A 16,919-nucleotide genomic window follows, 5' to 3' on the forward strand; every position below is an offset into this window, starting at 1 on the left:
AAAGCGGCGCGGCGGACGCGAATCGCCGCCCTCGAAACGGCGCGGACGTGCCTCGCCCCGGTCATCGCCCGTGCGGCGCGGGCGGTTGTCGTCGTCGCCGAAGCGGCGCGGCGGGCGCGCCTCGCTGCCTTCGAAACGGCGCGGACGCGCCTCGCCCCGGTCGTCGCCATAACGGCGGGGACGGCTTTCGTCATCGCCGAAGCGGCGCGGACGCGCCTCGCCACCTTCCGGACGGCGCGGGCGTGCCTGGCGTTCGCCGTCAGCGGGACGTGGCGCTCGAGGCTTGCGCGGCTGGGCTGCGCCGGCCTGCGCTTCGCCCTGGGCCGGACGGTCGCCGGTCTTGCCGCCGGCGCGCTCCTGGGCGCGCTTGATGCCTTCGGAGACGGCTTGCACGCGCTTGCGGTTCAGGTCGGACACGCGCACGGGGCGGGTGCCGGTCTTGCGCGCGGCCGTGCCGGTGTCGCTGGCGGCCTTGATACCTAGCGTCTTGCGCTTCGGCGAATTGCTGTCGGTCATATGTTGATGCTGCCCGCCCGCCTCAGATGGCGAGGGCGGCGAGCAAGTCCTGTTCAAGCTGAATCTGCAATCGGTTGTCGGCAGCCAGGCGGCTGCCGTCGACCAGGAACACGTCTTCGACGCGTTCGCCCAGGGTGTTGATGCGTGCCGTGTGGACGGATACGCGATGCCGTGCCAGTACGCGGGCGATGGCGTACAGCAGGCCGGTGCGGTCGTTGGCGGACAGCGACAGCAGGTAATACTGGCCGCGCTCGTCCGGGCGCAGGTCCACGCGCGGCTTGATCGGGAAGCTGCGCGACTGGCGCGACAGCCGCCCCTGCGTGGGTTCGGGCAGTGCGCCCTGCTGATGCAGCCGGTCGCACAGTTCGTGCTCGACCAGCGCGATGATGTCGCGGTAGTTGCCACCGTCGCCGGCCATGCCGGGGTCGGTGACCTGGAACGTGTCCAGCGCGTAGCCATGGCGCGTGGTGTGGATCTTGGCGTCCTGGATCGAGAACGCCTTGCGCTCGAAGTAGCCGCAGATGCGCGCGAACAGGTCGGGCTGGTCCTTGACGTAGACCGCCACCTGCAGGCCTTCGCCGGCGGGGGAGACGCGTGCCTTGACCACCGGCGTGGGGCTGTCCACCTTGTTATACAGGTGGCGCGTGAGCCAGGCGATATCGTGCGAATCGTGGCGCAGGAAGAAGGCGACGTCGAGCTGCGCCCACAGGGACTTGCCCAGCGCCGGGTCGAAGGCCTTCAGGCGCAGCTCGGAGATAGTGTCCTCCTTGCGCTGCGACCACAGCGAATGCGAATCCACGCGCGCGCCGCCCAGCACGCGCAGCGTGATGTGGTACAGGTCTTCCAGCAGCTTGCCCTTCCACGCATTCCATACCTTGGGGCTGGTGCCGCGGATGTCGGCCACGGTCAGCAGGTAGAGCGCGGTCAGGTAGCGTTCGCTGCCGACCACGCGGGCAAAGGCGTGGATCACGTCGGGATCGGTCAGGTCCTGCTTCTGCGCCACGTGGCTCATGGTCAGGTGGTGCTCGACCAGCCAGCAGACCAGGTCGGCGTCTTCGCGCGCAATGCCATGCTGCTTGCAGAAGCGGCGCGCATCCACGGTGCCAAGCCTTGAGTGGTCGCCGCCGCGGCCCTTGGCGATGTCGTGGAACAGCGCTGCCACGCACAGCACCCACGGCTTGTCGAAGCTGGCCATCAGCTGGCTGCAGAACGGAAACTCGTGGGTGTGCTCGACGATGGCGAAGCGGCGCATGTTGCGCACCACCATCAGGATGTGCTGGTCCACGGTGTAGACGTGGAACAGGTCGTGCTGCATCTGGCCGACGATGCGCCGGAAGTTGATCAGGTAGCGGCCCAGCACGCTGGTCTGGTTCATCAGGCGCAGCGCATGGGTGATGCCCTGCGGCTCCTGCATGATGGCCAGGAACAGGCGGCGGTTTTCCGGATCGTTGCGCCAGCCCGCGTTCATCACGGTGCGCGCGTTGTACAGCCCGCGCAGCGTGCGCGGCGACAGGCCCTTCACGCCGGGCGTGCGCTGGTACAGCAGGAAAGTCTCCAGGATCGCGTGCGGGTCCCGTTCATAGACGTCGTCGCTGGTGATCTCCAGCATGCCCTGGCGCTCGACAAAGCGCTCGTTGAGCACGCGCGTCACCTGAGACTCGCTCGGGAACAGCATCGCCTCGATGTTCAGCAGCAGCACGCTGTTGAGCTGCGTGACCGCCTTGGCCGCCCAGTAGTAGCGGCGCATCAGCTGTTCGCTGGCGCGCTTGTTGGTGGTCTGGCGATAGCCGAAGGACTCCGCCAGCGCGGTCTGCAGGTCGAATACCAGCACGTCCTGGCGCCGGCCGGCCACCAGGTGCAGGCGCGCGCGGATGGTCTTGAGCAGGCGCTCGTTGCGCGCCAGCTCTTGCGCTTCGCGCTGCGTCAGCAGGCCGCGCTCGAACAGTTCTTTCCAGCTGTCGCCCAGGCCCGCCGCCTTGGTCATCCACAGGATCACCTGCAGGTCGCGCAGGCCGCCCGGGCTTTCCTTGCAGTTGGGCTCGAGCGAGTAGGGCGTGTCCTGGTACTTGGCGTGGCGCTGGCGCATTTCCAGCAGCTTGGCCTGGAAGAACGCGGCCGGGTCCAGGTCGGCGAGGTAGCGCGTGCGCATCGACTCGAACAGCTTGCGGCTGCCGGTCAGCAGCCGCGCTTCCAGTAGCGAGGTCTGGATGGTGACGTCCTGGCGCGATTCGCGGATGCAATCGTCCACGGTGCGCACCGAAGAGCCGATCTCCAGCCCAAGGTCCCAGCACAGGCCGATAAAACGCTCCAGGCGCCCGGTGGTGTCGTGGTCGGGCTCGGCGGGCAGCAACAGCAGCACGTCGACGTCGGAGTACGGCAGCAGCTCGCCGCGGCCATAGCCGCCCACCGCCACCAGCGCTGCGCCCGCGGGCATCTCCAGGCCGCGCCAGGCTTCCACCAGCGCGGCGTCGACAGCGCGGCGCAGCCGCGTGATCAGCGTGCCGACGTTGGCGCTGAGGTTGAAGTCGGCAAACAGCGCCTGCTTGTCGGCTTTGAGCTGGTCGCGCACGCGCGCGGCAAGCAGCAGTTCCGGCGTGGTGTCCATGGAGATGGCGGGCTCGGGGAGCGGGTTGGTGGGCACGGCTGGAAAAAGAAAGGCGCCTGGTCAGGCGCCCCTGGCTTCGGTGCGGCCTCAGGCCGCGACGGAATCGGTGATAAAGGCCGGCGGTGCCGGGCTCCCGGCCGATACCGTGAGGACCTCGTAGCCGGTTTCCGTGACCAGCACGGTGTGCTCCCACTGCGCCGACAGGCTGCGGTCGCGGGTCTTGACCGTCCACTGGTCGGGCATGGTGCGGATGTCGCGCTTGCCCGCGTTGATCATCGGCTCAATGGTGAAGATCATGCCGGCCTTGATCTCGGCGCCGGTGCCCGGGCGGCCGTAGTGCAGGATCTGCGGGTCTTCGTGGAAGTTCTTGCCGATGCCGTGGCCGCAGTACTCGCGCACCACGCTGTAGCCGGCGGCTTCGGCGTGTACCTGGATGGCGTGGCCGATGTCGCCCAGGCGGGCGCCGTGGCGAACCTGCGCGATACCCTTCCACATGCATTCATAGGTCACCTGCGACAGGCGCTTGGCCAGGATCGAGCCCTCGCCGACGATGAACATGCGGCTGTTGTCGCCGTAGTAGCCTTCCTTGGTGATGACCGTGATGTCCAGGTTGATCGCGTCACCGTTCTTCAGCACCCGGTCGCCCGGAATGCCATGGCAGATCACGTCGTTGACCGAGGTGCAGATCGCGCCGGGGAAGGGCGGATAGCCGGGGGGCGCATAGTTCAGGCACGCCGACACGGTGCCTTGCACTTCACGCATGTAGGCGTGGCACAGGCGGTCGATTTCGCCGGTGGTGATACCTGGCTGGACGAAGGGCGTGATGTAGTCGAGGACCTCGGAGCCAAGGCGGCAAGCCACGCGCATCTGGGCGATGTCTTCGGCGGTGTTCAGGTGAATGCTCATGCTGCGTCGCCAAAAAGTGATGGCGAGGCCACTGGCCACGCCGAAATCGAAAGATCAATGTAGGATTATCGCACCATCGGGACCGGATCGCAGCCTGTGTGCGGCTGCCCTCGGCTGAGTCCGCAGGGCGCCAGGGTGCCGGGCGGCTTGAGCGGGCCGCACTTTTGTTGCTACAATAGCGGGCTGACTTGGTTGCGCCGCAGCATTGCGCGCGCCAGGCCGGAATTTTGCAGGATATTTCCTGCTGTTGCTTGAAATCGCTGGCCCGCCTATCCGGGGTGTTCCTTTTCAGGAATGTCGGGGCGGGCTTCAGACCTAACCCTTTGGAGTTTTACATGTCCGTTACCATGCGCGAAATGCTGGAAGCCGGTTGCCACTTCGGCCACCAGACCCGCTTCTGGAACCCGAAGATGGCCCCCTTCATCTTCGGCCATCGCAACAAGATCCACATCATCAACCTCGAAAAGACGTTGCCGATGTTCCAGGACGCAATGAAGTACGTGCGTCAGCTGGCAGCCAATCGCGGCACCATCCTTTTCGTGGGCACCAAGCGCCAGTCGCGCGAAATCCTGGCTGAAGAAGCTGGCCGTGCCGGCATGCCCTACGTCGACGCCCGCTGGCTCGGCGGCATGCTGACCAACTTCAAGACGGTCAAGATCTCGATCAAGCGCCTGAAGGACATGGAAGCCGCCAAGGAAGCCGGCGCGCTGGACACCATGAGCAAGAAAGAAGCGCTGATGTTCGAGCGCGAGATGCTGAAGCTGGAAAAGTCGATCGGCGGCATCAAGGACATGGGCGGCGTGCCGGACGCGATCTTCGTGGTCGACGTCGGCTACCACAAGATTGCCGTGACCGAAGCCAACAAGCTGGGCGTGCCGGTGATCGGCGTGGTTGATACCAACCACTCGCCGGAAGGCATCGACTACGTGATCCCGGGCAACGACGACTCGAGCAAGGCCGTGGCCCTGTACGTGCGCGGCGTGGCCGACGCGATCCTGGAAGGCCGTGCCAACGCGGTGCAGGAAGTGGTTGAAGCCGCTCGCGGCGGCGACGACGAATTCGTCGAAGTGCAGGAAGGCTGATTGCCCGCCGCCTGATTGCCGGAAAGGAACCCGCGAGCGCGCATCGTCACCGCACGACAGACAAGCAACGCTTGCCGCCCGTCACCAAGGGCTGCGCGCAAGGCGAAAGCCGGGGTACGCCGGCAACCGGGCAAGAAGGGCAATAAAAAGGGGGCACATCTGGCGCCCCCTTTTTTTGAATTTGAATTGTTGTCATCCGCCGCAGGCAGTATTTGCCGCGGGTGTGCTGTAGACCCACCGACCGGGTGCCGCAGGCGACTGCCGGCAGCCGGCGTGAACCATTCAAGGAGTGACAAATGGCGGCAATTACCGCAAGCATGGTTGCAGAACTGCGCGCGAAGACCGACGCGCCGATGATGGAATGCAAGAAGGCCCTGACCGAGGCCGACGGCGACCTGGACAAGGCCGAAGAGCTGCTGCGCGTCAAGCTGGGCAACAAGGCCAGCAAGGCCGCCTCGCGCGTGACCGCTGAAGGCGTGGTCGCATCGTTCATCGACGGCACCACCGGCGTGCTGGTCGAACTGAACTGCGAGACCGATTTCGTCTCCAAGAATGACGACTTCCTGGCGTTCTCGGCCAAGGTTGCCGAACTGATCGCCAAGCAGAACCCGGCCGACGTGGCCGCCCTGTCGGCGCTGGAAATCGACGGCGTGAGCGTTGAAGCCACCCGCACGGCCCTGATCGGCAAGATCGGCGAGAACCTGACGGTCCGCCGCTTTGCCCGCTACGCCAACGGCGGCAAGCTGGTTTCGTACCTGCACGGCACCCGCATCGGCGTGATGGTCGAGTTCGACGGCGACGAAGCCGCCGCCAAGGACGTGGCCATGCACGTGGCCGCCATGAAGCCGGTGTCGCTGTCCGCCGAGCAGGTCCCCGCCGACCTGATCGCCAAGGAGCGCAGCATTGCCGAGCAGAAGGCTGCCGAGTCGGGCAAGCCGGCCGAAATCGTCGCCAAGATGGTCGAGGGTTCGGTGCAGAAGTACCTGAAGGAAGTCTCGCTGTTCAACCAGCCGTTCGTGAAGAACGACAAGCAGACGGTTGAGCAGATGCTGAAGGCCGCCAACACGACCGTGAAGGGCTTCACCCTGTTCGTGGTGGGCGAAGGCATCGAGAAGAAGCAGGACGACTTCGCCGCTGAAGTGGCCGCCCAGGTGGCCGCTGCCCAGAAGGGCTGATGTCCGGGGCGCCGCGGACTGCCCGTTCGGGCTGGTCCGGGCGCCTATAATGCCGCAGGGGCGCCGTAAGGTGCCCCTCTGCATAAGTAGTGCGACGCTGCGCATGCCGCGTTGCACTGCAGCAGCCAGTTTCCGTGGTGGTCCGGCAGTCCGGGGCACCCCGAAAACCGGCTTTCTTCCGCCGGCGGCACGAGGATCCGTGCCGCCGGTGCCAAAACATACGTCTCAAGATCGTCTCAACCGAGCGATTTGCTCCTGTCCGAGGGTGAACATGCCAGCCTACAAGCGCGTCCTTCTGAAACTGTCCGGTGAAGCCCTGATGGGCGAGGATGCCTTCGGCATCAACCGCTCCACCATCGAGGCGATGGTGAACGACATTGCCGAGATCGTGAAGCTCGGCGTGCAGGTCGCGGTGGTCATCGGCGGCGGCAATATCTTCCGCGGCGTCGCCGGCGGCGCCGCCGGCATGGACCGCGCCACCGCTGACTACATGGGCATGCTGGCCACCATGATGAACGCACTGGCGCTGCAGGACGCGATGCGCCACGCCAATATCGAAGGCCGCGTGCAGTCCGCGCTGCGCATGGACCAGGTGGTCGAGCCCTATATCCGCCCGCGCGCGATCCGCCAGCTGGAAGAGGGCAAGGTGGTGATCTTCGCCGCCGGCACAGGCAACCCGTTCTTCACCACCGACACCGCCGCCGCGCTGCGCGGCTCCGAGATCGGGGCGGAGATCGTGCTCAAGGCCACCAAGGTGGACGGCGTGTACACCGCCGACCCGAAGAAGGATCCCAGCGCCACGCGCTACACCACCATCACCTTCGACGAGGCCATCTCCCGTAACCTGCAGGTGATGGACGCCACCGCCTTCGCGCTGTGCCGTGACCAGAAGCTGCCGATCAAGGTGTTCTCGATCGTCAAGCCGGGCGCGCTCAAGCGGGTGATCCTGGGCGAGGACGAGGGCACCCTGGTGCACGTGTGAGTCCGGCGCCGGGCGCCGCGCTGCAACGCTGGTATCCGGCCGGGCAAAGAGTAGAATGATTCATTTTCGATCCCCGGCAGGGGGATCTTGGTTGGCTGATTTCCGGAGGTAAAAATGAGCGTCGCCGACACAAAGAAGAGCGTCGAGCAGAAAATGCAGAAGTCGATCGAAGCCTTCAAGGCCGATCTGGCGAAGATCCGCACCGGCCGTGCCCACACCGGCCTGCTCGACCACGTTCAGGTGGACTACTACGGCTCGATGGTCCCCATCAGCCAGGTCGCGGCAATCGGCCTGGCCGATGCGCGTACCATCACGGTCCAGCCCTGGGAAAAGAAGATGGTGGGCGCGGTCGAGAAGGCCATCCGCGACTGCGACCTGGGTCTGAACCCCGCCACCATGGGTGAAGTGATCCGCGTGCCGATGCCCGCACTGACCGAAGAGCGCCGCAAGGAGCTGACCAAGGTCGTCAAGGGCGAGGCCGAGGGCGCCAAGATTGCCGTGCGCAACCTGCGCCGCGATGCCAACGAGCAGTTCAAGAAGCTGGTCAAGGACAAGACCATCTCCGAGGACGACGAGCGCCGCGGCCAGGACGAAGTGCAGAAGCTGACCGACAAGTACGTGGCCGAGATCGACAAGATGGTCGCCGAGAAAGAGAAGGAGATCATGACGGTCTGACCCCGTCCCGGCATGGCCGGGGCAGTCAACGACCGTCTGCCATCATGCAGCACATCAGTTCAACGCTCGACGTACCCGATACCTCCTACGTCCCCCGCCACGTTGCCATCATCATGGACGGCAACGGCCGCTGGGCGACCCAGCGGCACCTGCCGCGCGTTGCCGGGCACACCCGGGGGCTGGACGCGGTGCGCGCGGTGGTGGAAGCCAGCGCCGCCCGCGGCGTGCAGTTCCTGACGCTGTTCGCCTTCAGTTCCGAGAACTGGCGGCGCCCGGCGGACGAGGTCTCGTTCCTGATGCGGCTGTTCATGATGGCCCTGCGGCGCGAAGTGGTGAAGATGCACGCCAACAACATCCGGCTGCGGGTGGTGGGCGACCTGGACCGCTTCAGCCCCCGCATCCAGCAGCTGATCCGCGATGCCGAGGCGCGCACGGCCGGCAACACCGGCCTGACCGTGACCATCGCCGCCAACTACGGCGGCCGCTGGGACCTGCTGCAGGCCATGCGCAAGATGCTGGCGCGCTCGCCCATGCTCGACCCGGCCTCGATCGACGAATCGGTGCTGGCGCCGCACCTGGCGATGGCCTATGCGCCGGAGCCGGATCTCTTCATCCGCACCGGCGGCGAACAGCGCATCAGCAACTTCCTGCTGTGGCAGCTGGCGTATTCCGAGCTGTATTTCACCGACGTTTTCTGGCCGGATTTCGACGCCGCGGAACTGGACAAGGCCTTCGCCTCGTACCGCCAGCGCGAACGCCGTTTCGGCCGCACCAGCGCACAGCTGGTCGCCCCGGGACTATCGGGTACGGCCTGAGCCTGGCTACTCCAACCTCTCACGGGACTGCAGCGCATGCTCCTCACCCGCGTCATCACCGCCCTGTGCCTGTTGCTGCTGATCCTGCCAATCCTGTTCCTGGCGCCGCCCGCGGCTCTGGCCGGGCTGGTGGCCTTGATCGTGCTGCTGGCCGGCTGGGAATTCGGCCGCCTGATCGGGCTGCGCGGGCCGTGGCCCTACGTCTATGCGCTGGCGTGCCTGATCACGGCGATTGCCTGGCATGACCTGCCGCTGCGCCACGCCACCACCTGGCTGCTCGAAGCCGCGGTGGTCTGCTGGGGCATCGCGGTGGTGCTGCTGGCGCGCGGCGTGCGTACCGCGACCCCATCGTTTACCGCCCTGGGCGCGGTGCTGGGGCTGGTGATGCTGCCCGCGTTCGCCCATGCCACCATGATCCTGCGCGGCGCCGGCATCGGCGTGCTGCTGACCGCGGCCGTGCTGGTGTGGGCGGCCGATATCGGCGCATATTTCACCGGCAAGGCCATCGGCCGGCGCAAGCTGGCGCCTGGCATCAGCCCGGGCAAGTCCTGGGAAGGCGCCATCGGCGGCTGGCTGCTGGCGCTGGTGATCGGCCTGGCGCTCGCCGCCACCCATGCCTTTGCACCGACGTGGTTCTCCGCAATGGGTGATCGCGGCGGCCTGGCCTACGTGGCCGTGCTGACCACGCTGCTGGTCGCCGCGAGCGTGGTCGGCGACCTGTTCGAATCGCTGCTCAAGCGCCAGGTCGGCAAGAAGGACAGCAGCCGGCTGCTGCCCGGCCATGGCGGCGTGCTGGACCGCATCGACGCCTTGCTGCCGGTGTTCCCGCTGGCGGCCCTGATGCTGATTTTTCTCTGAAGCCGTCTGCTATGCATCGCATTACCATCCTGGGCGCCACCGGCTCCATTGGCGAAAGCACGCTCGACGTCGTCAGGCGCCATGCCGACCGCTATGCGGTGCATGCGCTGACCGCCCACCGGCAGGTGCGCAAGCTGGCTGACCAGTGCATCGAATTCCGCCCGGCCCGCGCCGTGGTGGGGACCGCCGAGGCAGCGGGCGAACTGGAAACACTGCTGCGCGATGCGGGCGTGAAGACCGAGGTCAGCCACGGCGAGGCAGCGCTGGAATCCGTGGCCGCCGATGCGCAGACCGATGCGGTGATGGCCGCCATCGTCGGCGCCGCAGGCCTGCGCCCGACGCTGGCGGCAGCACGTGCCGGCAAGCGCGTGCTGCTGGCCAACAAGGAAGCGCTGGTGATGTCGGGCCGCATCTTCATGGATGCGGTGCGCGAGCACGGCGCCACCTTGCTGCCGATCGACAGCGAGCACAACGCCATCTTCCAGTGCCTGCCGGCCGACGATCCGCGCTACGGCCGGGGCGTCGCCAAGGTGTTGCTGACCGCGTCGGGCGGGCCGTTCCGCACGCGCGACCCGGCCACGCTGCACGATATCTCCCCCGACCAGGCCTGCGCCCATCCCAACTGGGTCATGGGCCGCAAGATCTCGGTCGACTCGGCCACCATGATGAACAAAGGCCTCGAGGTCATCGAGGCGCACTGGCTGTTCGGCGCCCCCGCCGAGCGCATCGAGGTACTGATCCATCCGCAGAGCATCGTGCATTCGATGGTGGCCTACACCGATGGCTCGGTGCTGGCGCAGCTGGGCAACCCGGACATGCGCACGCCGATCGCCTATGGCCTGGCGTACCCGGAACGGATCGATGCGGGCGTGACGCCGCTGGACCTGACAGTGGCCGGAGGCTTGCACTTCGAGAAGCCGGACCTGGTGCGCTTCCCGTGCCTGGGCCTGGCCTTCGATGCACTGCGCGCTGGCGGTGTGGCGCCGGCGGCCCTCAATGCGGCCAACGAGGTGGCGGTCGAGGCATTCCTGGGCGGTAAAGTGCGCTTCACGGACATTGCCGGCATCGTCCGGCAGGTGCTTGATGCGGCACCTCAGGGGCCTGCCAATACACTCGAAGCGGTGCTGTCAGCCGACGCGCTGGCGCGCGAGGCGGCACGCGCGGGCGTGGCCACCCTGGCTGCAAACCGCTGATCCGGCGGAGCGGCTTGCCGCATCTGCGACAATAGTGGCTGCGGCGGCCCCGGATCCCCTGGGTTCCGGCGCGCCAGTCCAGCCATCGTTACCGACGTCCCGACTCCATGCAAACCGTACTCGCTTTCATCGTTGCCCTGTGCGTGCTGATCTATGTGCACGAAATGGGGCACTACCTCGCCGCGCGTGCCTGCGGCGTGAAGGTGCTGCGTTTCTCGATCGGCTTCGGGCGGCCCTTGCTGCGCTGGATTTCAAAAAGCCGCGACCGCACTGAATGGACGGTGGCGGCGATCCCGCTGGGCGGCTACGTCAAGATGCTGGACGAGCGCGAGATCGACTCCGAGCGCGACACGCCGATCGACCCGGCCGACCTGCCGCGGGCTTTCAACCGCCAGCCGGTCGGCAAGCGCTTCGTGATCGTGGCGGCCGGCCCGCTGGCCAATTTTGCGCTGGCAATCGTGCTGTATTTCGCGCTCTTTGCCGGCGGCATGCGCGAGCCCGTGCCGGTGGTGGCCGCGCCCGCGGCCGGCACCATGGCGGCGCAGGCCGGCGTGCGCGAAGGCGACCGGGTGCTGTCGCTGACCGCCAATGGCCATACCGAAGCGGTGCGCTCCTGGAATGACCTGCGCATGGCCGTATTCGCCGAGGGCTTTGGCGATGCGCGCGCCGTGCTGCGCGTGCGCGGCGCCGACGGGACCGAGCGCGACGTAACGCTGCCGCGCCTGCCCAATACCGGCGGCAATCCCGAACAGGATCCGCTGGCCACGCTGGGCCTGAACCTCAAAGGCGGCCCGGTGACGATTACCGAGGTGCTGCCGGACTCGGCCGCCGAGCGCGCCGGACTAAAAAAGGACGACCGCATCGTTGCCTGGCAGGGCAGCCCGCTCACGCAGGCCAGCGCACTGATCAAGGCCGTGCGCAACCAGCCCGGCCAGACCGTGACACTGGGCATCGAGCGCGACGGCAAGCGCCTGGACGTGCCGGTGACGCTCGACACCGCCGTGGCGCGTGATGGCGCCAAGGACGCGAGCGGCGCCACCCCGGCGCCGGCGGGCAAGCTCGGCGCGGCGCTCAGCCAGGCGGTGCAGATGGAAACCGTGCGCTACCGGCCGGACCAGGCGCTGGCGCGCGCGGTCGGCCAGGTCTGGGACACCAGCGCACTCTCGCTCAAGCTGCTGGGCAAGATGCTGGTGGGGCAGGCTTCGCTGCAGAACCTGAGCGGTCCGCTGACCGTGGCGGACTATGCGGGGCGTGCCGCAAACCTTGGCCTGCAGGCCTTTGTCAGCTTCCTGGCACTGGTCAGCGTGAGCCTTGGCGTACTCAATTTGTTACCCATTCCGGTTCTGGATGGGGGGCATTTGCTGTATTATTGCGTGGAATTTTTGACTGGCCGGCCCGTCCCAGACCACTGGCAGGCAATGCTGCAGAAGGTTGGCATCGCCTGCATCTTGCTCCTGACTTCGCTCGCTTTGTTCAATGACGTCAGCCGAATGTTTCTGGCGAACGGCTAGAAACGTGTGTCGGCAAGGGGGCGGTGGTGTCGTCGGGCACCGTCGCCAGGGACGTCATTTGCCAGGCGCAGTCCAATAAGGCATCGGAGCGCAATCCTGGATGGAATCAAAGAGGGGATCAACATTGATCAGACATAAGCGCATTTCGCTGGGCTTGCTGGCGAGTGCCGTTATTGCAGCCTGGAGCCCGGCGGGCTGGGCTGCCGATCCGTTCGTCGTCAGGGACATCCGCGTTGAGGGACTGCAACGCGTCGAGCCGGGTACCGTGTTTGGCTACCTGCCGGTGCGCGTCGGTGAAACCTTCACCGATGACAAGGGCGCCGACGCCATCCGTGCCCTCTACAATACCGGCTTCTTCAAGGACGTGCAGATCCGCGCCGAGGAAGGCGTGCTGGTGGTCCAGGTCGAAGAGCGGCCGGCGATCTCGCAGCTCGAATTCGTCGGCATCAAGGAATTCGACAAGGACACGCTGCGCCGTTCGCTGCGTGCCGTTGGCGTGGCCGAAGCCCGTTACTACGACAAGGCACTGATCGACAAGGCCGAGCAGGAGCTCAAGCGCCAGTACGTCGCGCGCGGCTACTATGCCGCCGACGTGCAGACCACGATCACGCCGGTGGACCGCAACCGCGTCTCGGTCGTGTTCAACGTCGATGAAGGCCCGGTCGCCAAGATCCGCCAGATCAATATCGTCGGCAACAAGGCTTTCAAGGAAGGCACGCTGCGCGACGAGATGCAGCTGTCCACGCCGAACTGGCTGTCCTGGTACACCAAGAACGACCTGTATTCCAAGCAGAAGCTGACCGCCGACCTGGAAGCGCTGCGCTCGTTCTACCTGAACCGCGGCTACCTGGAGTTCGCGATCGAGTCGACCCAGGTGTCGATCACGCCGGACAAGAAGGACATCTTCCTGACGCTGAACATCAAGGAAGGCGACCAGTACAAGGTGTCCGACGTGCGCCTGGCGGGCGAGCTGCTCGGCAAGCAGGAGGAAATGGAAAAACTGCTGCAGTTGAAGAAGGGCGATATTTTCTCGTCCGAGAAGCTGACGCAGAGCACCAAGGCCATCACCGACCTGCTGGGCACCTACGGCTACGCGTTCACCACCATCAACCCGCAACCACAGATCGACAAGGAAAAGCGTGAAGTCGCGCTGACCCTGATGGTCGACCCGGGCCGCCGCGTCTACGTGCGCCGCGTCAACGTGGTGGGCAACAGCAAGACCCGCGACGAAGTGGTGCGCCGCGAGATGCGCCAGATGGAAAGCTCGTGGTTCGACAGCGAGAAGCTCACGCAGTCGCAAGCCCGTATCAACCGTACCGGCTACTTCACCGACACCAACATCACCACCGAAGACGTGCCGGGCGCGCCCGACCAGGTCGATGTGAACGTCAACGTGACTGAAAAGCCGACCGGCCAGATCAGCCTGGGTGTGGGCTTCTCGTCCACCGACAAGCTGGTGCTGCAGGCCGGCCTGCGCCAGGACAACGTGTTCGGCTCCGGCACCAGCCTGGGCCTGGACGTGAACACGGCCAAGTCGTTCCGTACCATCGCGCTGACGCAGTATGACCCGTATTTCACGGTGGACGGCATCAGCCGCTCGACCGACATCTACTACCGTACTTCGCGCCCGCTGTACTACACCGGCGACCAGGACTACAAGATCGTGTCCGCCGGCGGTGGCTTCAAGTTCGGCGTGCCGTTCTCGGAAGTCGATACGGTGTTCTTCGGCATCGGCTATGAACGGACCCAGGTGTACACCTCGGTCAACACGCCGGCCCAGTACACCGACTGGCTGAACAAGATCGGCAAGAGCTCCGGCGACGGCATCAACAACTTCCCGTTCACCATCGGCTGGGCACGTGACCGCCGCGACAGCGCGCTGGTGCCGACCAAGGGCCCGTACACCCAGGCCAACCTGGAAGTCGGGCTGCCGGGCGGCGATACGCAGTACTACCGCGCCAGCGTGCAGCAGCAGTACTTCTATCCGATCTCGAAGTCCTTCACGCTGGCACTGAACGGCGAAGTCGCTTACGGCCACGGCTACGGCAACACGCCGTTCCCGGTGTTCAAGTACTTCTACGCCGGTGGTATCGGCTCGGTGCGCGGCTACCAGACCAGCACGCTCGGCCCGAAGGACCAGAATGGCAACCCGGTGGGCGGTGCCTCGAAGATGATCGGCAACGTCGAGTTCATCTTCCCGCTGCCGGGCTCGGGCGTGGACCGCACGCTGCGCCTGTTCACGTTCTTTGACTTCGGTAATGTCTACCAGGAAGGTCAGCCGCTGAGCTTCAGCGAGCTGAAGTACTCGACCGGCTTCGGCATGTCGTGGTTGTCGCCGATTGGCCCGCTGAAGATCAGCATGGGCTTCCCGCTCAATCGTGACACCAACGACAAGGTCCAGCGCTTCCAGTTCCAGATCGGCACGGCATTCTGATTCTGATAAAGGATCTGCTTCAAATGATTACAACATCCAAACTGGTCAAATCCCTGGGCGCCGCCGCGCTCGCCACGGCTGCCATCTTCGCCGCGGTGCCGGCCTCGGCCCAGGAGGCGCGCATTGCCGCCGTGAACTCCGAACGCATCCTGCGCGACTCGCAGCCGGCCAAGGCTGCCCAGGTCAAGCTGGAGCAGGAATTCTCCAAGCGCGACCGCGAACTGCAGGACATGGCCCAGAAGATCAAGGGCATGGCCGACAAGCTCGACAAGGACACGGCCGTACTGGCCGACTCCGACCGGCAGCGCCGCCAGCGCGAAGTGGCTGACATGGACCGCGAGTTCCAGCGCAAGCAGCGCGAGTTCCGCGAGGACCTGAACCAGCGCCGCAATGAAGAACTGGCACAGGTGCTGGAGCGCGCCAACCGCGTGATCCGCCAGCTGGCCGAACAGCGCAAGTACGACCTGATCGTGCAGGAAGCGGTGTACGTGAACCCGCGCATTGACATCACCGACGACGTGATGAAGGCACTGAACGCCGGCGCCCGCTAAGCCGCACCGGTTCTCACGTTCTTTCGTCTTTCGTTTTTTTAGGAAGTACCGCCATGCAGACACCCACACTGGGTCAGCTCGCCACCGAGAACGGCGCGCAGGTTGTGGGTGACCCCGACCTGGCGATCGTCGGCCTGGCTCCCCTGGACCAGGCCGGACCGGGCGAGCTCTCGTTCCTGTCCAATCCGCTCTACCTGCAGCAGGCGCTGGATTCGCAGGCCGGCGCCGTGATTGTCTCGGCTGCCGACCTCGAGCGCGTTCGCGCCGAGGGCAGGGCCGACGGCCGCAACTGGCTGGTGGCGCGCAATCCCTACGTATGCTTTGCCCGCGTGGCGCAGCGTTTCGACCGCGCGGCCAACACCGATACCCGCACCGGCATCGATCCACGCGCGACCGTGGCGCCTGACGCGGTGGTGCCGGCTTCGTGCTACATCGGCCCCAACGTGGTCATCGAGCGCGGCGCGCGCCTGGGCGAGCGGGTGCGCATCCTGGCCAACGGCTATGTCGGCGCGCAGGCGGAGATCGGCGACGATTCGCTCCTCTATGCCAATGTTTCTGTCTACCACGATTGCGTGGTCGGCGCCCGCGCCATCCTGCACAGCGGCGTGGTGATCGGCGCGGACGGCTTTGGCTTTGCTCCGGACATCAGCGCAACCGGCGTGGAATACGTAAAGATCCCGCAAACGGGACGCGCGGTGCTGGGCAATGACGTTGAGGTCGGCGCCAATACGGCAATCGACCGCGGCGCCATGGCCGACACCGTGATCGAAGACGGCTGCAAGATCGACAACCAGGTCCAGATCGCGCATAACGTGCGTGTCGGGTCCCATACGGTCATTGCAGGCTGCGCCGCGGTATCGGGCAGCACGCGCATCGGGCGCTTCTGCGTGATTGGCGGGGCGGCCAATTTTTCCGGCCACCTGAATATTGCCGACCGCACCACCGTGTCGGGCGGCACCTCGATCACCAAATCCATTACCAAGCCCGGGGGGCATTTCACCAGCGTCTTCCCGTTCCTGCCGCACGGCGAGTGGGAACGCAATGCAGCCATCGTGCGCGGCCTGACCAGGCTGCGCGAACGGGTGGTGGCGCTGGAACGCCGCCTGCGCGGCCAGGCCGCCGGGTCCCAACCCTCACAAGACTAAGAGAAATCATCATGACCGCAGCCGACATCGACATTCGCAAGATCCTCAAGCTGCTGCCGCATCGATATCCGATGCTGCTGGTCGACCGCGTGCTGGAGTTCGATCCGCAGAAGCGCATCAAGACGCTGAAGAACGTCACCATGAACGAGCCGTTCTTCCAGGGCCATTTCCCGGGCCATCCGGTGATGCCTGGCGTGATGATCCTGGAAGCGCTGGCGCAGTCGGCCGGCCTGCTGACCTTCGGCGCCGACATGGAGCGCAAGGAAGACGCGCTGTACTACTTTGTCGGCATCGACGGGGCCCGCTTCAAGCAGGTGGTGTACCCGGGCGACCAGCTGCACATGAACGTAACAGTCGAACGCTATATCCGCGGCATCTGGAAGTTCAAGGCGTTCGCCACGGTGGACGACAAGGTGGCCTGCGAGGCGGAGCTGATGTGCACCGTGAAGCAGGCCGAGTGAGGCCGAGCAC

At 65.8% G+C, this 16,919-nt stretch carries 14 protein-coding genes and 1 pseudogene; 12 read left to right on the top strand and 3 right to left on the bottom strand.

The features are described from left to right. From CF68_RS01270 to map, 3 genes and pseudogenes are all read right to left on the bottom strand, one after another. Window positions 1–516 (bottom strand): annotated as a pseudogene (locus CF68_RS01270) (16S rRNA pseudouridylate synthase); the annotation flags it as partial. 22 nt (window positions 517–538) lie between these two features. Next, entirely contained in the window at window positions 539–3,121 is a 2,583-nt protein-coding gene (locus CF68_RS01275; protein WP_035815507.1) for a [protein-PII] uridylyltransferase, read from the bottom strand. A gap of 87 nt (window positions 3,122–3,208) precedes the next feature. After that, a complete protein-coding gene (gene map / locus CF68_RS01280; RefSeq protein ID WP_013956962.1) occupies window positions 3,209–4,027 on the bottom strand; it encodes a type I methionyl aminopeptidase in 819 nt (272 codons plus the stop codon). 335 nt (window positions 4,028–4,362) lie between these two features. On the opposite strand from map, the gene rpsB reads away from it, so the two are divergent. From rpsB to fabZ, 12 genes are all read left to right on the top strand, one after another. After that, window positions 4,363–5,109 (top strand): 30S ribosomal protein S2, encoded by a 747-nt coding sequence (gene rpsB, locus CF68_RS01285; RefSeq protein ID WP_013956961.1) that lies wholly within the window; start codon window positions 4,363–4,365, stop codon window positions 5,107–5,109. A 296-nt stretch (window positions 5,110–5,405) separates the two neighbouring features. Further along, on the top strand, window positions 5,406–6,284 hold the full coding sequence (gene tsf, locus CF68_RS01290) for a translation elongation factor Ts (protein WP_035815508.1): 879 nt from the start codon (window positions 5,406–5,408) through the stop codon (window positions 6,282–6,284). 271 nt (window positions 6,285–6,555) lie between these two features. Then, window positions 6,556–7,266: a UMP kinase gene (gene pyrH, locus CF68_RS01295; protein WP_013956959.1), complete on the top strand. Its 711-nt coding sequence runs from the start codon at window positions 6,556–6,558 to the stop codon at window positions 7,264–7,266. A 114-nt stretch (window positions 7,267–7,380) separates the two neighbouring features. After that, window positions 7,381–7,941, top strand: a complete 561-nt coding sequence (gene frr, locus CF68_RS01300) for a ribosome recycling factor (protein ID WP_035815509.1) — start codon at window positions 7,381–7,383, stop codon at window positions 7,939–7,941. A 44-nt stretch (window positions 7,942–7,985) separates the two neighbouring features. Beyond that, entirely contained in the window at window positions 7,986–8,756 is a 771-nt protein-coding gene (gene uppS, locus CF68_RS01305; RefSeq protein ID WP_035815510.1) for a polyprenyl diphosphate synthase, read from the top strand. Window positions 8,757–8,792: 36 nt separating this feature from the next. Continuing rightward, a complete protein-coding gene (locus CF68_RS01310) occupies window positions 8,793–9,614 on the top strand; it encodes a phosphatidate cytidylyltransferase (protein WP_035815511.1) in 822 nt (273 codons plus the stop codon). An 11-nt stretch (window positions 9,615–9,625) separates the two neighbouring features. Continuing rightward, complete coding sequence (gene ispC, locus CF68_RS01315) at window positions 9,626–10,807, top strand: 1-deoxy-D-xylulose-5-phosphate reductoisomerase (RefSeq protein ID WP_035815513.1); 1,182 nt, start codon at window positions 9,626–9,628, stop codon at window positions 10,805–10,807. A 107-nt stretch (window positions 10,808–10,914) separates the two neighbouring features. Beyond that, complete coding sequence (rseP, locus tag CF68_RS01320) at window positions 10,915–12,318, top strand: RIP metalloprotease RseP (protein ID WP_035815515.1); 1,404 nt, start codon at window positions 10,915–10,917, stop codon at window positions 12,316–12,318. 100 nt (window positions 12,319–12,418) lie between these two features. Further along, window positions 12,419–14,752, top strand: coding sequence for an outer membrane protein assembly factor BamA (gene bamA / locus CF68_RS01325; protein WP_235205634.1), 2,334 nt, complete (start codon window positions 12,419–12,421; stop codon window positions 14,750–14,752). 23 nt (window positions 14,753–14,775) lie between these two features. Further along, window positions 14,776–15,303, top strand: a complete 528-nt coding sequence (locus CF68_RS01330) for an OmpH family outer membrane protein (RefSeq protein WP_035815519.1) — start codon at window positions 14,776–14,778, stop codon at window positions 15,301–15,303. Window positions 15,304–15,356: 53 nt separating this feature from the next. Next, window positions 15,357–16,448 carry a UDP-3-O-(3-hydroxymyristoyl)glucosamine N-acyltransferase gene (gene lpxD / locus CF68_RS01335; RefSeq protein WP_035815521.1) on the top strand — a complete coding sequence of 364 codons (1,092 nt, stop codon included), beginning with the start codon at window positions 15,357–15,359 and terminating at the stop codon, window positions 16,446–16,448. 11 nt (window positions 16,449–16,459) lie between these two features. Continuing rightward, complete coding sequence (gene fabZ / locus CF68_RS01340) at window positions 16,460–16,909, top strand: 3-hydroxyacyl-ACP dehydratase FabZ (RefSeq protein WP_013956950.1); 450 nt, start codon at window positions 16,460–16,462, stop codon at window positions 16,907–16,909. Window positions 16,910–16,919: the final 10 nt, after the last annotated feature.

The sequence above is a fragment of the Cupriavidus sp. SK-4 genome (genome assembly GCF_000611125.1).
GTDB lineage: Bacteria > Pseudomonadota > Gammaproteobacteria > Burkholderiales > Burkholderiaceae > Cupriavidus > Cupriavidus necator.

Bases quoted from the DNA above. Each gene is read 5' to 3' on its own strand.
- CF68_RS01275 (WP_035815507.1), bottom strand. From the start codon at position 3,121: ATGGACACCACGCCGGAACTGCTGCTTGCCGCGCGCGTGCGCGACCAG.
- map (WP_013956962.1), bottom strand. From the start codon at position 4,027: ATGAGCATTCACCTGAACACCGCCGAAGACATCGCCCAGATGCGCGTG.
- rpsB (WP_013956961.1), top strand. From the start codon at position 4,363: ATGTCCGTTACCATGCGCGAAATGCTGGAAGCCGGTTGCCACTTCGGC.
- tsf (WP_035815508.1), top strand. From the start codon at position 5,406: ATGGCGGCAATTACCGCAAGCATGGTTGCAGAACTGCGCGCGAAGACC.
- pyrH (WP_013956959.1), top strand. From the start codon at position 6,556: ATGCCAGCCTACAAGCGCGTCCTTCTGAAACTGTCCGGTGAAGCCCTG.
- frr (WP_035815509.1), top strand. From the start codon at position 7,381: ATGAGCGTCGCCGACACAAAGAAGAGCGTCGAGCAGAAAATGCAGAAG.
- uppS (WP_035815510.1), top strand. From the start codon at position 7,986: ATGCAGCACATCAGTTCAACGCTCGACGTACCCGATACCTCCTACGTC.
- CF68_RS01310 (WP_035815511.1), top strand. From the start codon at position 8,793: ATGCTCCTCACCCGCGTCATCACCGCCCTGTGCCTGTTGCTGCTGATC.
- ispC (WP_035815513.1), top strand. From the start codon at position 9,626: ATGCATCGCATTACCATCCTGGGCGCCACCGGCTCCATTGGCGAAAGC.
- rseP (WP_035815515.1), top strand. From the start codon at position 10,915: ATGCAAACCGTACTCGCTTTCATCGTTGCCCTGTGCGTGCTGATCTAT.
- bamA (WP_235205634.1), top strand. From the start codon at position 12,419: ATGGAATCAAAGAGGGGATCAACATTGATCAGACATAAGCGCATTTCG.
- CF68_RS01330 (WP_035815519.1), top strand. From the start codon at position 14,776: ATGATTACAACATCCAAACTGGTCAAATCCCTGGGCGCCGCCGCGCTC.
- lpxD (WP_035815521.1), top strand. From the start codon at position 15,357: ATGCAGACACCCACACTGGGTCAGCTCGCCACCGAGAACGGCGCGCAG.
- fabZ (WP_013956950.1), top strand. From the start codon at position 16,460: ATGACCGCAGCCGACATCGACATTCGCAAGATCCTCAAGCTGCTGCCG.